At 63.9% G+C, this 13,009-nt stretch carries 15 protein-coding genes; 11 read left to right on the top strand and 4 right to left on the bottom strand.

The window, feature by feature from the left end; translation table 11 throughout:
- Positions 1–8 precede the first annotated feature (8 nt).
- The gene (locus CK222_RS20105; protein ID WP_067330684.1) at positions 9–941 is read left to right on the top strand and encodes a dimethylarginine dimethylaminohydrolase family protein; all 933 of its coding nucleotides are present in this window, start codon (positions 9–11) and stop codon (positions 939–941) included.
- Positions 942–1,596: 655 nt separating this feature from the next.
- On the top strand, positions 1,597–3,036 hold the full coding sequence (locus tag CK222_RS20100; RefSeq protein ID WP_095801537.1) for an FAD-binding oxidoreductase: 1,440 nt from the start codon (positions 1,597–1,599) through the stop codon (positions 3,034–3,036).
- Positions 3,037–3,050: 14 nt separating this feature from the next.
- Here CK222_RS20100 and CK222_RS20095 read toward each other — a convergent pair whose 3' ends face one another.
- Positions 3,051–3,251: a hypothetical protein gene (locus CK222_RS20095; RefSeq protein WP_095779104.1), complete on the bottom strand. Its 201-nt coding sequence runs from the start codon at positions 3,249–3,251 to the stop codon at positions 3,051–3,053.
- A gap of 137 nt (positions 3,252–3,388) precedes the next feature.
- Between CK222_RS20095 and CK222_RS20090 the strand changes: the two genes are divergently transcribed.
- A complete protein-coding gene (locus tag CK222_RS20090) occupies positions 3,389–3,649 on the top strand; it encodes a hypothetical protein (protein WP_127246657.1) in 261 nt (86 codons plus the stop codon).
- A gap of 3 nt (positions 3,650–3,652) precedes the next feature.
- Complete coding sequence (locus tag CK222_RS20085) at positions 3,653–3,913, top strand: hypothetical protein (RefSeq protein WP_141247091.1); 261 nt, start codon at positions 3,653–3,655, stop codon at positions 3,911–3,913.
- Here CK222_RS20085 and CK222_RS20080 read toward each other — a convergent pair.
- The 3 genes from CK222_RS20080 to CK222_RS32390 all read right to left on the bottom strand — a co-directional run bounded on the left by CK222_RS20080 (position 3,910) and on the right by CK222_RS32390 (position 5,657).
- Positions 3,910–4,614 (bottom strand): SOS response-associated peptidase, encoded by a 705-nt coding sequence (locus tag CK222_RS20080; protein ID WP_095801584.1) that lies wholly within the window; start codon positions 4,612–4,614, stop codon positions 3,910–3,912. The two genes, CK222_RS20085 and CK222_RS20080, sit on opposite strands and share 4 nt — an antisense overlap.
- 107 nt (positions 4,615–4,721) lie before the next feature.
- Positions 4,722–4,940: a hypothetical protein gene (locus tag CK222_RS20075; protein WP_095783325.1), complete on the bottom strand. Its 219-nt coding sequence runs from the start codon at positions 4,938–4,940 to the stop codon at positions 4,722–4,724.
- Positions 4,941–5,510: 570 nt separating this feature from the next.
- Entirely contained in the window at positions 5,511–5,657 is a 147-nt protein-coding gene (locus tag CK222_RS32390; RefSeq protein WP_082954140.1) for a hypothetical protein, read from the bottom strand.
- Positions 5,658–5,894: 237 nt separating this feature from the next.
- On the opposite strand from CK222_RS32390, the gene CK222_RS32385 reads away from it, so the two are divergent.
- The 7 genes from CK222_RS32385 to CK222_RS20040 all read left to right on the top strand — a co-directional run bounded on the left by CK222_RS32385 (position 5,895) and on the right by CK222_RS20040 (position 12,845).
- Positions 5,895–6,053, top strand: a complete 159-nt coding sequence (locus tag CK222_RS32385) for a hypothetical protein (protein ID WP_176477679.1) — start codon at positions 5,895–5,897, stop codon at positions 6,051–6,053.
- Between the two features lie 228 nt (positions 6,054–6,281).
- Positions 6,282–7,349, top strand: a complete 1,068-nt coding sequence (locus CK222_RS20065) for a type III polyketide synthase (RefSeq protein ID WP_095801535.1) — start codon at positions 6,282–6,284, stop codon at positions 7,347–7,349.
- Positions 7,346–8,080: a methyltransferase domain-containing protein gene (locus tag CK222_RS20060; protein ID WP_095801534.1), complete on the top strand. Its 735-nt coding sequence runs from the start codon at positions 7,346–7,348 to the stop codon at positions 8,078–8,080. Before CK222_RS20065 ends, CK222_RS20060 begins: the two co-directional genes overlap by 4 nt.
- A complete protein-coding gene (locus CK222_RS20055; protein ID WP_095801533.1) occupies positions 8,077–9,330 on the top strand; it encodes an NAD(P)/FAD-dependent oxidoreductase in 1,254 nt (417 codons plus the stop codon). Before CK222_RS20060 ends, CK222_RS20055 begins: the two co-directional genes overlap by 4 nt.
- A gap of 389 nt (positions 9,331–9,719) precedes the next feature.
- On the top strand, positions 9,720–10,199 hold the full coding sequence (locus CK222_RS20050) for a DUF2231 domain-containing protein (protein WP_067325436.1): 480 nt from the start codon (positions 9,720–9,722) through the stop codon (positions 10,197–10,199).
- Positions 10,200–10,502: 303 nt separating this feature from the next.
- Positions 10,503–10,751, top strand: a complete 249-nt coding sequence (locus CK222_RS32380) for a hypothetical protein (RefSeq protein ID WP_067325433.1) — start codon at positions 10,503–10,505, stop codon at positions 10,749–10,751.
- A 507-nt stretch (positions 10,752–11,258) separates the two neighbouring features.
- The gene (locus tag CK222_RS20040; RefSeq protein ID WP_245433107.1) at positions 11,259–12,845 is read left to right on the top strand and encodes a tlde1 domain-containing protein; all 1,587 of its coding nucleotides are present in this window, start codon (positions 11,259–11,261) and stop codon (positions 12,843–12,845) included.
- The last annotated feature ends 164 nt before the right edge of the window (positions 12,846–13,009 follow it).

Raw genomic sequence — 13,009 nt, 5'->3', positions numbered from 1 at the left:
AGAACACCATGACCGTCCATGACCGCATCGTCGCCGAGCCGTTCTCGCTGCAGCGCCGCAATCCCAATGGCGGCACCAAGCCGCTCACTGCCTGGGGCTTCGCCAACGAGACCGACGTTCTGACCGACGTGCTGCTCGGCTCGCCCAATTTCCTTCGCCATCTTTCGACCAGTTCGCTGTCCAGAAAGCATTTGCGCGAGGCGCCCTGCAACATCCAGATCGCCCAGGCGCAGCACAAGGACCTCGTCGCCGCTTACGAGCATTTCGGCGTCACCATCCACTGGCACGAGCCGACGCCGGAACTGCCGATGCAGGTCTATTCGCGCGACTCCAGCGTCATGACGCCCTACGGCGCGTTCATCACCGCAATGGCCAACTGGTGGCGGCGCGGCGAGAACTACGCCGCCATCCGCACCTATGAGAAGCTCGGCATCCCGATCTACGACATGGTGACCGCCGGCACCTTCGAGGGCGGCGACTTCAACGTCATCGAGGAAGGCGTGGTGCTGATCGGCTGCGGCGGCGCCCGCACGCAGGAGGAGGGCGCGCGCCAGGTGCAGGCCTGGTTCGACAAGGAAGGCTGGGAGACGCGCATCGCCTTCATCGACGAATACTACGTGCACATAGACCTGATGGTGGTGCCGATCGCCGAAAAGCTCACCGCCGTCTGCCTTGCCTGCACCGAGCCCGGCATCGTCGACTGGCTGAAGGGCAAGGGCCACGAGATCATCGACGTGCCCTTCCAGGATACGATGGCGCTCGGCTGCAACTTCATGTCGCTAGGCAAGGACAGGGTGATCGCCCCGACCTCGAGCAAGACGCTGATCGAAAAGCTGAAGGCACGCGGCTTCGAGGTGGCGGCCGTCGACATGAGCGAGATCTCCAAGACCGGCGGCGGCATTCACTGCATGGCGCAGGCGCTGAAGCGGGTGAAGGCATAGGCGCACGGCGCCGAAGCTGCCAATCTCCCCCCTTGAGGGGGAGATCTCCAGCAGGACAGAAGGGGGCGCGAAAGAGCTTCGATCTGTCCCGTTTCGCTCTCTCTCTACGCTGCGCCGGTCCACTCAGCGTATCGCCCAGGCCCATGCCGGCGAACAGCATAATCATCATGATGGTGAAGAAGAAGGCGATGCCGAGGTAGAAGAAATTCGCTATGGGCGAAATCTTCACATACCGCACCTGCTTGAACGGCACGCCGCTCGGCTTTGTCGCCGCCAGTCCGAGCCAGAAGAAGAGGGTGACGGCAACGAGCACGCCGATATAAGGATCCATCCAGTCCGGCACTCTGACGAAGCCGAAATTGAACGCAAACGCCCGGTTCGCTGACAATAGCAGCACAGACGATATCGAACAGGCAAACAACATGCGTTTCATGCGGCGTTCCCCTATATCCGCAGCGATAATCTCTCTTGATTGAAAGCCTGTTATTCCTGCCCGTCAAGATTGCTGGCAACGCGCGTGCCGTTCTTGCCAATCGTTTGTTGAGCAAGGCCCGCACGGCCGGCTCGCTGCCCGCGATAACTTGCGGGATGCCGAACATGAGCGCACACTAAAATTCGGGCGGAGGGGGCTCATCAACAAGAACGGGAGGAATTCATGAATGCCATGAGCTTCACTGCCCTTGAGGGCGGCAAGACCACGGTCGACGCCGCCGCCCTGGAAACGCTTTCGACGCAAATACGCGGCACGGTTCTGCGGGAGGGTGACGCCGGCTACGACGGCGCGCGCAGCATCTGGAATGACATGATCGACCGGCGGCCCGGGCTGATCGCGTGCTGCGTCGGCGCCTCCGATGTCGTTGCCGCGGTGAATTTCGCCCGTGAGAACGGACTTCTCGTCTCCGTGCGCGGCGGCGGTCATAACATTGCCGGCAGCGCCATCTGCGAGGGCGGCCTCGTCATCGATCTCTCCATGATGAAGTCTGTGCGGGTCGATGTCGCGGCGCGGCGCGCCTGGGTCGGACCCGGCGCCACGCTTGTCGATGTCGACCGGGAAACACAGGCCTTCGGACTGGCGCTGCCGACCGGCATCAACTCGACCACCGGTATTGCCGGCCTGACGCTGGGCGGCGGCTTCGGCTGGATCACCCGTAAATACGGGCTGACCATCGACAATCTCGTTTCGGCCGACGTGGTAACCGCGCACGGCAAGCTGCTGCGCGCCAGCGAGACCGAGAACGCGGACCTGTTCTGGGCGCTGCGCGGCGGCGGCGGCAATTTCGGCGTCGTCACGGGGTTCGAGTTCAAACTTCACCAGTTCGGGCCGCAAGTGCTGTCGGGCCTTGTCGTCCATCCCTTCGCCGATGCCGGGAAGGTGCTTCGGGAATACCGCGCCGCGCTCGAAACCGCCCCCGACGAACTGACCTGCTGGGTGGTCATGCGGCAGGCGCCGCCGCTGCCCTTCCTGCCGGCCGAATGGCACGGCAAGGAAGTGCTGGTGCTGGCCATGTGCTATTGCGGCGATATCGAGGCTGGCGAAAAGGCGACGCAAAAGCTCCGCGCCATCGGCACGCCGATCGCCGACGTCGTCGGTCCCAACCCGTTCACGGGCTGGCAGCAGGCCTTCGATCCGCTGCTCGCGCCTGGCGCCCGCAATTATTGGAAGAGCCATGACTTCACCGAGCTTTCCGACAGCGCGATCGAGATCACCACGACCGCGATATCCAGGCTTCCGGGTCCCGAATGCGAGATATTCTTCGGCCATGTCGGCGGCGTCGCTGGCCGCGTCCCGGCGGAAGCGACGGCGTTTCCGCAGCGGAGCTCGCATTTCGTCATGAATGTTCACGCCCGCTGGCGCGAACCGGCCATGGACAAGGCCTGCATCGAATGGGCTCGAGACATCTATGAAGCATCAAAGCCTCATGCTGCCGGAACGGCCTATGTGAACTTCATGCCGGAGGATGAGATCGACCGTGTCGAAGCGGCCTATGGCGGCAATTATCGCCGGTTGCTCGAGATCAAGCAGCGCTACGATCCGCAGAACCTGTTCCGCATGAACCAGAACCTGCGTCCGAAGGAAGGACTGCGGGCCGCCTGACGGGGCAGCATGCCTCAGCCGCGCCGTCCCGACGCGTCTCGTTGACGAAGCCTTGAAGCCTGGAGCGCGTCGAGCCGTTGCTGGAGATGGCCGTTGAACACGATCATCTCCTTCAGCGCCTTCACCGGGTCGCCCTTGTGCCGGGCGATGAACCGCTCGGCGATTGCCTGAAGCGCCGCTTCCTCGCGGCTGTCGAGCCTGACGATGTGATCCATCTCGGGTGCTCCGCAGGTTTCCACTAGCATGTGAACAAAAAGGGAACAAAATTGTCAACGACGAATTGACTCAGCGAGGAACGGGTTCCTATTTTGTCAGCAGATGGGGCGGTTGCTCAGGATCACGGAGAGCCGCGTTGGGCAGACGGAGAAGCCGCTATGACAGATTGTTCCGGTCGGACGCGGAGGCGATCATTCGCGATGCGTTGGAACTGCGCCAGACCGTGCTGGCGGCGCAGCTCAATCTCAAGACCAACGGCGAAATGTACTGGCGGCTCAACGGGTTGGTGGAGAGGCTGCATGAGATGATGGGCGCGGTGGCGGGCAGGGACCTCGATTTCCGCGCCGCCTGGCTCGGCCTGCTGCCGCTGCCTGAGGATTATTCAGACCGGACATGAGAAATGGCCGGACCCATGGACAGCGTCGGCCGGGCGGCCAAGGCCAACATGCTGCTCAGAGCCGAATGCCGCCACTGCTACCACGCCGGCCGCTTCAAGGCGAACGACGTCGCCAAGGTGGTCGGCTGGAACAAGCCGCTCGAAACCATCCGCTTCCGCTGCAAGCGCTGCGGCCGCAAGGACACTGAGGTCAAGACCCAGTTCATCGACCAGGACCATCCGCCCAAGGGTTATATCTGGGTGCTGCAGAAGGCGAGGAGCTAAAACAACGACCCCTGCGCCGGCGGTTCCGCCGGAAACTTGATCTGCGTCGCCGGCTTGTCCACGATCACCAGCGCGTCGTCCGGCGCCGGCCGCTGCAGCGTCTTCGCCTCCGACCACGGCGCTGTCAGCCACAGCTCGGTTTCCGCCTCGGTGGCCAGGATCACCGGCATCGCCTTCTCGTGGATCGGCGCGATCAACGCGTTCGGCCTGGTCGTCAGGAAGCCGTAGAGCTCGTGGTCGCCCGGACCTTCCTTCACCTTGCGCACGCCATACCAGGGCGTCCACATCCCGGCGAAGAAGAACAGCGGGCGGTCCTCGCCGAGCGCGAACCAGAAATTCTTCTGCACGCCGGTTTCAGGATCCTTGTCGCCGGGCTTTGGCGAGGGTTCGGCAAAGCTCGTCACCGGCACCAGGCAGCGGTTCTCGACGCCGAGATAAGGTAGCCAGTGGGCATATTGGGGGTTGCGGATGTTGGTCGTGCCCGGATCGGCATTGCCGCGCACGCGTTCTTGCGGCGTCGGCATGCCCCAGCGCAGCCGGGCGAGCTCGCGGCTGCCGTCGGTGGCATTGCGCACCACCGGCGCCGGCTGGTTCGGATAGATGTCGACCGAAGGTTCGAGATTGCCCGAAATGTCGCGCAGCGCTCGCGACCACTGGCGGATCGCTTCCTGGCTGGTGGTGATGTTGTAAAGATTGCACATCGGCAGCACTTCCCCGTCCCGCCGATTGTTCCCGCATTTTCCGCGGAGCGCAAACTGGTTGCCGGTGAGGCGAAGGCAAGCCACACGAAATTGAGGATATTGGGCGCTCAGTGTCTGCGCCCGCGGCGCCGCTTTGGCTCGACCGGCTCCGCGGCCGGCGGCTCGCCCGGCAGGCCCAGCCGGTGGCGTTCCTCCTCGGCGAAGGCTTCGGCTTCCGCGTGGATGTTGAACAACTGATGGGCCAGCCGGCCGCCTTCGACGACGCGCACCAGCCATTGGCCGTTGATGAATTTTACGCGGACACTGTCTGGTTCGCCTGCCACCATGTGCAGCTCCAGCTCGTCGCCCTAAGAATTGCATCCTCGAACAGCAATACGATTTAACGCACGAAGGGTCGCCGCAAGCAACCGCTTATTATCCTCAGCAGGAGAATAGTTGCAAGGCACGAGCACACTTGATGTCGAAAATACAGATTTCCGGTAAGCGCCGTTCAAAATGGATAAAATCCAGACACTGAAAGCTTGAGCGGCACCCTAGGTAGAATTCGACTTCGATGCGGCGCCCGGTCCGCGCAACGATACGCCTCTCGAGCGCTTTGGAGCGATTGTGAGCGCGTGCAGGTTCGCCACGGCAGTAGCGCTGGTTGCGGATTGGGGGGCTTTGCTTGCGAGGCGCGCCGGCGGCCCGGCAGCCTGGGGGGGTGTTTTGGGTTCGGCGGCCGGGCCTGACCGGAGTTTGCGAGCCTGCCGGCTACTTCGAACATGCGCTTGTACTAATGCAAGGGCAAGAACGACCTAGGCCCTAGGACCAAAGCAGTGGGAGGGGCGCAAACGGCCGAATACGACCACCGGCCCGCGCGAGGCTCCGGCCCGCCTCCACAGAACATTTGCCCAGCATCAGAAACCGAAGAACTGCTTGCCCACGAGGTAGCCCAGCGCCACGACTGCCAGCGGGAACAGCGCCGGCGCTATCCTGCCGAATGGCGAGGATCTTATCTCGCCCGCAGGGGCGTTGGGCTTGGCGTTGCCGAGGTTCTTTGTCATGGGTCCGTTACCGGAATTCGTTGCCGGGTGACCAACAATATTAGAAAGCCCTGATTAATTTTCTCACAATTCGATTGATGCAATTTGCAGCTATCGCCGGTCAGTCGCTATTCGCCCGCTGGGGTGCGTGCGCTTCCCGCTTCCTTGCCGAGACCGTCAATGTCGGACCGGGCGAGCGTTCTACCCGCCTGGGAACCCTTCCCGCCCTCGCCAGGTTTATATGCGAGGCGAACCACCATGCTAGATAGGCCGCCTGCCGAAAACCCGGGAAGGACCCTCGCCATCGTGCTGGCGGTCGGCCTCATCATCATCGCCTTGTTCTTTATCGGCTTCAAATATTCAGAGCGCGATCAGGGAGCCTTGATCGTGCCCGGAACGGTGCAGGGCAGCAAGTGATCGACCCGAAATCCTTGCCTGCTGCTAGGGCGCGTAACACTTTGATTTTGCCTATCATCCCTTTCAAATCTTTTAGTTTCGGGGTTGCACGCCAGGGAAGAAACCGGTTTTCCGAAACGTTTATCGAACAGGCAACGGTCAGCGCTTGGCGCCTGCAAAAGCGCGCTCATGAGCAAGGAACCCCTCCGGCAACAGCGCGCACCGCGCCGAGGCCCAGGGAGACAGTACATGTCCGCTAACGCCTACATCAACCGGATCGCGACGGCGGTTCCGGAGCATGAAGTCCACCAGTTCTACCTGCGCTACGCGGCCTCCATGCTCTGCAGCGACCGCAGGAAACTATTCGAACGCATGGCCGGGCTTGCCGGCATTGACCACCGCTTCTCCTGCTTTGCCCCGGCTCTCGATCCCGAAGGGCCGTCGGTCGATCTCGGCGGGATCTTCAAGCGCGGGGCATTTCCCGGGACGGCCGCCAGAATGGCTATGTTCGCAGAGGCCGCACCCACGCTGGCACAAAAGGGCGTCGACGGGCTGCATCTCGGCAACGAGGCTTCGCGCATCACACACCTCATCGTCACCACCTGCACCGGTTTCTCCGCGCCCGGCATCGACCTCGACCTGGTTCAGCGCTGCGGCCTTGCGGACGGCGTGGAACGCACAATGATCGGTTTCATGGGCTGCTACGCTGCGGTCAACGGCCTCAAGCTTGCACGCCACATCGTACGCTCCGATCCGGGGGCAAGGGTACTGCTGGTCAATATCGAGATCTGCACACTGCACATCAGGGAAACCACCGAACTGGAAAAGCTGCTGTGCTTCTGCCTCTGGGGCGACGGCTGCGCGGCGAGCATCGTCACCGCCGAGCCGCCCGGCATCGAGCTCGACTCCTTCCGCTGCGCCGTCGTGAACGAGCAGCGCGAGCTGATGACCTGGGATATCCGCGACCAAGGTTTCGACATGGTTCTTTCCGGCAAGGTGCCGGCCGCTGTCCAGGAAGCCCTGCGCAGCAACCGGGACGCGATCCTCGCAGGCCGGGCGCCGGAAGCGATCGACCTCTGGGCTGTGCATCCCGGCGGCCGCAGCATTGTCGACGCCGTCGAAAGGGCGTTTGAACTCGAGCCCGCCGCGCTCGAGCCCTCGCGCGAGGTGCTTCGCCAATATGGCAACATGTCGTCGCCAACCGTCATGTTCGTGATGGAGAAGATGCTGAAGAAGCCGGGCGGGCTGCTCGGCTGCGGCATGTCGTTCGGGCCCGGGCTGACGGCCGAGACCATGCTGTTCAGGACCGTTTCATGAGTGCGCTCGCTGAACGCAGCCTCGTTCCGGAAATCCTGGACGGGCTCGCGGCCGACGATGCGCGGGCAATCCGCTCGCGCCGCGATCTCGCCCGCATCAACGCGCTGATGTTCCAGGCGCCGATCATGGCCTCGCTCATGCGGAAATTTTTGGCGAGGCCGCCGGGCCGCATCCTGGAGATCGGCGCCGGTGACGGCACCTTCATGCTCAAGGTGGCGAGGCGCATGGCACGCGATTGGCGCCAGGTGGAGCTGACGATGCTCGATCGCATCGGCCTCGCCACGCCGAAGCTCGCGGCGGATTTCGCCGGGCTGGGATGGACGATCGAAACCATCACCGCAGATGTCGTCGATTGGGCAGAGAGGGCGGATGGCAGGGCCTTCGACGCGATCACGGTCAACCTGTTCCTGCATCATTTCAACGATGCTGCACTGCTTCGCCTGTTCTCGCTTTTGCGGCCCAAGGCGCCGCTCATCCTGGCGACGGAACCGCTGCGGGCGGGCTTTGCACTGGTCGCGGCCCGGCTTCTGCCGGCAATCGGCGTCAACGACGTCACGCGACATGATGCGGTTGAAAGCGTCCGCGCCGGCTTTCGCGGCCACGAGCTTTCCGATCTTTGGGCTGCCGCCGGCGGCAACCCGCTCGAGGAACGGCGCGCAGGGCCTTTCTCGCATGTCTTTGTCGGGGCCTCGGCGATCCAGGTCGGGGATGCGCCCAGGGAAAAGCCGTGAAGCGCGCATCCACCCACGATGCGATCATCATCGGCGCCGGCCCGGCGGGCACGTCGGCGGCGCTGGCGCTCGCCCGGCGCGGATGGGCTGTGGCGATCGTGGAGAAGAGCGCGTTTCCGCGCCGCAAGGTATGCGGCGAATACATCTCGGCAAGCAACCTCGCGCTCCTTGACCGGCTGGGTATCGGCGATGCTTGGCGCGGCGAGGCCGGTCCGGAAATACGCCGGGTCGGCCTCTTTTCCGGCAATGCCAGCATCGAGGCGCCGATGCCGGGCGCGCGATCCGGACCCGCGGCAAGAAACGGCTTCGGCCGCGCGCTTGGCCGCGACATATTGGACACGCTGCTGCTCGACGCGGCCCGCTCGGCTGGCGTGGAAGAGTTCCAGCCCTGCCGTGCCGTCGCCATCGAAAGGGATGGCGACCGCCAGGCGCTGCGGATCCAGGCTACAAGCGGCAGTCCCGGCGAGGAGGGGATGACCCTGCGGGCATCGGTAATCGTCGCTGCACACGGTTCGTGGGAGCCGGGGCCGCTGCCGAGCCAGCTCGGGAAACAAAGCCGCTCCTCGGACCTGCTCGGGTTCAAGGCACATTTCACCGGGTCGGCGCTGCCGCCCGATCTGATGCCGCTGCTCACTTTTCCCGGCGGCTACGGCGGCATGGTGCTCGCCGACCGTGGCCGCCTATCGATCTCGTGCTGCATTAGGCGCGACGTGCTTGCCCGGCGGCGCGGCAGCCTTGCCCGCGAACGCGGCGGCCATGTCCCGGCGGCCGAAGCCGTCGAGCGTCACATCATGGCGACATGCCGGGGCGCGCGGGACGCGCTGGCGGATGCCCGTCTCGATGGTCCGTGGCTCGCCGCCGGTCCGATCCGGCCGGGGATCCGCGCAGGCTACGAAGCAGACATCTTCCGCGTCGGCAATGTCGCTGGCGAGTCGCATCCGATTATCGCCGAGGGGATATCGATGGCGCTTCAGTCCGGCTGGCTTGTGGCTCAGGAACTCGGCGGGGCGGCGAGCGGGCGGGCGGGACGGGAAGCGGCCGGCAAACGCTACGAGGCGGTCTGGCGAAGATTATTCTCCACGCGGGTCCTGGCCGCCGAAGCCCTGGCTCGGTTAGCCCTCGGCCCCGGCGGCGCCGCGTTGATGGAGGCAGTCGTCCGCAATTTTCCACGCACGCTCACCTTTGGAGCGCGGCTCAGCGGCAAGACGAAACCTGTCCCCGGTTTGGCCGATGCGCGCCTGGCTCGATAGGTTGGCCTAGAGTTCAGCCACGATGATGTCGACTGAATTTTGGCGGCGACCTCACCGCTGCCGTGCCTGTCCGCAATCACCGAAGTGGCGTAATCCGTTGCTGCTCCAGTTGCGGCGTGCGCCAGGAAGCGCTGCGGACCTTGCCCTCACCCGCAGTTCGATCGCGCGCGACAAGAGCACACTATCATTCAGCTCGCTTTCGAGTCGAGCCCACACTGGCATACTCGCCTATAGCGGTGCGTGAATTCCGTCCCGCGCAGCGCAGTCGGGTTATGGAACATTCCGGCTCAACCGGAGTTTGCATATATCCGGCTTTCTGCCGCCGAGCCCCTGATGCGTTGTGATGTGGCCTGAGGGCGGCGCTCGCCACGCCTCGAGGAGGCCATACGATGGTCCAGCACACGATCCCTCGCAATCCGCACAGCACGGCAAGCATTGCCGGCCATCCTGTTCATGCAATGCTGATACCGTTCCCGATCGCCTTCTTCGTCGCGACCTTCGTTTGCGACCTTATCTTCTGGCGAACCGGTAATCCGGGCTGGGTCACCGCTACGCTCTGGCTGCTGGGGGCAGGTCTGATCATGGCCGTGCTGGCGGCTCTTGCCGGCTTGACCGATGTCCTGGGGGACACCCAGATCCGCAATCTCCAGGACGCATGGCTTCACGCCGGCGGCAACGTGGTCGTCGTTCTCATCGAACTCTACAACTGGTACTCGCGATATGCCGACGCGGAGGCAGCGGTTGTGCCGGTCGGCCTTGTCCTGTCGCTGATCGTTGTCCTCATTCTTCTGTTCACCGGCTGGAAGGGTTGGGGAATGGTCTATCGGCATCACGTCGGCGTTGCCGACGATTCGGACCAAATGCGCTGAATGCGCCCGTTTGCCGGTGATTGAAGCAGCTCCAGGATTCGCTGTGAGCTGTGCAAAAACAATCGGTTGGATTGGGGCAAGCGATTCAAAAGTTGAACAGCTCCAAGGCGCCCGCGACGTTGCCCGACGGAAGCGGGGCAGCTCGAACGGTCCGATCTACGACTACGACGGAATCGATAGGCCGGCCGGAAAGGTGTAGGATGCCTTGTCGTCCGCACCCAGACGAGGCACACGGACGCTTGAAAGAGTAGACGCTTGAAAGAGTAGATCGCGCTTTCGCCCATCTAAGGGCAGGGAGGCGTCATGGCTTTCACCAAGCACAGCGGAATATTCACGCCAGTCGAGCTGGAGCTTCTCCAGAAAGTATTCGATCAGTTGTGCAACGAGCGCCGTCTGGCGTTAAAAGACGGGGGCGAAAGAGAACAGCTTGCCTCCGACGTGATCGAAGCCTTCCAAAACGGCTTCAGCGCCGAAGCGGAGTTGTTGCAATCGCTTGCGGAGCACCGCACCGCACCGTCGCGACGCAATCCGGCTCGACAGCTCCGTCCTTGATTGTCGGGCGCGGCGAAGGCTGTCTTCCCGCATAGCTGTTGGCGTTGCGATCTGCCGCCCTGGAAGAGATGTCGCAGCTGGTCGCGCCAGGCTCTTCCTGCCGTTTTTTAACCTCAATCCGTCCTTAGCTGGCGATCGCCCGAAAGGGTAGAACCTTCGCGCTTGCTTGACTCGGCCCGCAAAAACGGGCAGCAAAGCAGCTGAGGGAGAGCATTTTTACCGTGGCGGAGACCATGGAGGGCTCTTTTTTCGTATGGACCGTCGCCACAATGGCGATTGGTGGAGGGATTGGTTAACCATCTTTGTCCATCTTTTGAATCAATCGGCAACAGACGCGTGAAGGTGCAGGGGGCACCAGGCGAGCTGTGATCGTGACGGGTGCCAGGTCCGCAAACCGGCATGCCGATTGAGAGTGGTCGTATGGCGTTTTTGCGTTTGAAGAACCGGGGTGACGCTCCTGAAGAGGGGGTAACTTCGAAGAAATCTGGTGGTCATCGTTGGGTTGTAGTGCCTGCTGTCGGCGCTGCCCTGGCCCTGTGGTCGGTCGCGACCATGGCCGGCCTCTATTCCGTGAGTACCTCGCTCACCGCCGCCTCCAACGGATTGCCGCAGAGCATGCTTGCGCCGCGCAGCATCGTGCTTGGCGACCAGCGCCGCAAGGTCGCGAACGCCTGGGCGCCGCGCCTTGCCGCGAACGGCGCGCACAAGACGGGCTCGCTCACCCGCGGCTGCGATGCCGGCTGCCTCAGTCTCGCAGCCAGCTTTGCGAGCTCCACGCCAAACCCCTCCAGCTTGGTGCATGACGGCAAGGCCGCGCGGCTGAAACCGGCACCGGATAGCGTATCGCATGAGAAGGTTGTCGCGGCTTCCGCCGCGGACGTCGCCGACCGTTTCGACAGCGTCATCAAGCGCGCCGGGCTTTCGCCGCAGAAACTGGCCGATGCCTTCCGGCGCGCCGAGAACGCTCCGGTCCTGCTGGCGAGCTTGCCGTCGGCAAGCCGCTTCGGCGGCGCGGCCGACAGCGGTTCGGGCCGGAGTGGGCTGACCTTGAGCGGCCCGGCCGAGTCACGCTTTGGCGGAAATCAGGTCGACGTTCAGCGCGCGTCCGAACTGGCGCTGGCGCTTGCCAATGTCATGCCCGAAGAGACGGTCGACGTGCCGAGCGCCGTCGCGCTCGCCAGCGGCGACGCGCCTGAGATGACGGCCGGCGCTTCCGGCGACGACGGACAAGCTGAAGTGCAGGTCGCTTCGCTGCCGCCGCAGGATGATTTGCCCGACAGCATCGCCGTGCCTGGTTTGAGGCCGCGCACCGCCCTCGGGCGCGCGACGGAAGCGCCTGAACAGAATGCCGCGAGGAAGCCGGAACCGGCCAAGCCGCAGGCAAGCCAGGCGGCAAGGCCCCAAATTGCAAAACCGGAGTCGGCCAAACCGCAGCCGGCCAAGCCGCAGCCGACCGTTGTCGACTCCGCCGAAGGTGCGCAGACGCCGCGCTCGCTGAGGAGCTCCGACCAGGCGCTTCCGGGTGTGCAGGGTGCGAAGCCGATTGAGGCCGCGCCGGCCAAGCGCAGCAAGGCGCAAGCCTCCGAGATGCTCGCCTACGCCAAGCCGGACACGCCCGAGCGCGGCGGTCTCGGCAACGCCTTTAGGGGTCTGTTCAACAGTCCTTCGACGGGCAATGGCGTCGCCGTCTATGACATCTCGACGGCGACGGTCTACATGCCCGATGGCTCCAAACTGGAGGCGCATTCGGGGAAGGGCGCCATGGCCGACCAGCCGCGCTTCGCCAACCGCAAGAATTCCGGCCCGACGCCGCCCGACACCTACAATCTGTCGCTGCGCGAATCGCGCTTCCATGGCGTCGAGGCCATCCGGCTGACGCCGACCAGCGGCAGGAACAAATTTAACCGCAACGGTCTGCTCGCCCATACCTATCTGCTGCGCGGCGCCCCAGCCCAATCCAGCGGCTGCGTGGCCTTCAAGGATTATGGCCGCTTCCTCTCTGCCTTCAAGAAGGGGAAGATCAAGCGCCTGGTCGTTGTGCCGCGCCTGAACGGGTCGCCCACCCAGGTCGCCCAGGAAGGCCGCCAGGGCTGACCCCGCCCGCCACTATGCCGGCAGCAGCTTGTTGCCGGTAGGCTGCCTTTGATCTCTTGACGGTTTGCGGTCTTTACCGCCGTTGACGCGCGGCGCGGTCGACGTACGCGCTTGAAGTCTTCGCCACGTCTCTTGCAACAGCGGCAGTGACCGGTGCCATCGAA

Source organism: Mesorhizobium sp. WSM3866 (genome assembly GCF_002294795.1).
GTDB lineage: Bacteria > Pseudomonadota > Alphaproteobacteria > Rhizobiales > Rhizobiaceae > Mesorhizobium.
The sequence above is the reverse complement of the archived record's forward strand: the minus strand, read 5'-3'. Positions and strand labels throughout refer to the sequence as shown.

Excerpts from the sequence above, each read along its gene's own strand:
- CK222_RS32390 (WP_082954140.1), bottom strand. The coding sequence starts at position 5,657 with ATGACAAAGAACCTCGGCAACGCCAAGCCCAACGCCCCTGCGGGCGAG.
- CK222_RS20080 (WP_095801584.1), bottom strand. The coding sequence starts at position 4,614 with ATGTGCAATCTTTACAACATCACCACCAGCCAGGAAGCGATCCGCCAG.
- CK222_RS20060 (WP_095801534.1), top strand. The coding sequence starts at position 7,346 with ATGAGTGCGCTCGCTGAACGCAGCCTCGTTCCGGAAATCCTGGACGGG.
- CK222_RS20050 (WP_067325436.1), top strand. The coding sequence starts at position 9,720 with ATGGTCCAGCACACGATCCCTCGCAATCCGCACAGCACGGCAAGCATT.
- CK222_RS20095 (WP_095779104.1), bottom strand. The coding sequence starts at position 3,251 with ATGGATCACATCGTCAGGCTCGACAGCCGCGAGGAAGCGGCGCTTCAG.
- CK222_RS20100 (WP_095801537.1), top strand. The coding sequence starts at position 1,597 with ATGAATGCCATGAGCTTCACTGCCCTTGAGGGCGGCAAGACCACGGTC.
- CK222_RS32385 (WP_176477679.1), top strand. The coding sequence starts at position 5,895 with ATGCTAGATAGGCCGCCTGCCGAAAACCCGGGAAGGACCCTCGCCATC.
- CK222_RS32380 (WP_067325433.1), top strand. The coding sequence starts at position 10,503 with ATGGCTTTCACCAAGCACAGCGGAATATTCACGCCAGTCGAGCTGGAG.
- CK222_RS20075 (WP_095783325.1), bottom strand. The coding sequence starts at position 4,940 with ATGGTGGCAGGCGAACCAGACAGTGTCCGCGTAAAATTCATCAACGGC.
- CK222_RS20065 (WP_095801535.1), top strand. The coding sequence starts at position 6,282 with ATGTCCGCTAACGCCTACATCAACCGGATCGCGACGGCGGTTCCGGAG.
- CK222_RS20085 (WP_141247091.1), top strand. The coding sequence starts at position 3,653 with ATGGCCGGACCCATGGACAGCGTCGGCCGGGCGGCCAAGGCCAACATG.
- CK222_RS20105 (WP_067330684.1), top strand. The coding sequence starts at position 9 with ATGACCGTCCATGACCGCATCGTCGCCGAGCCGTTCTCGCTGCAGCGC.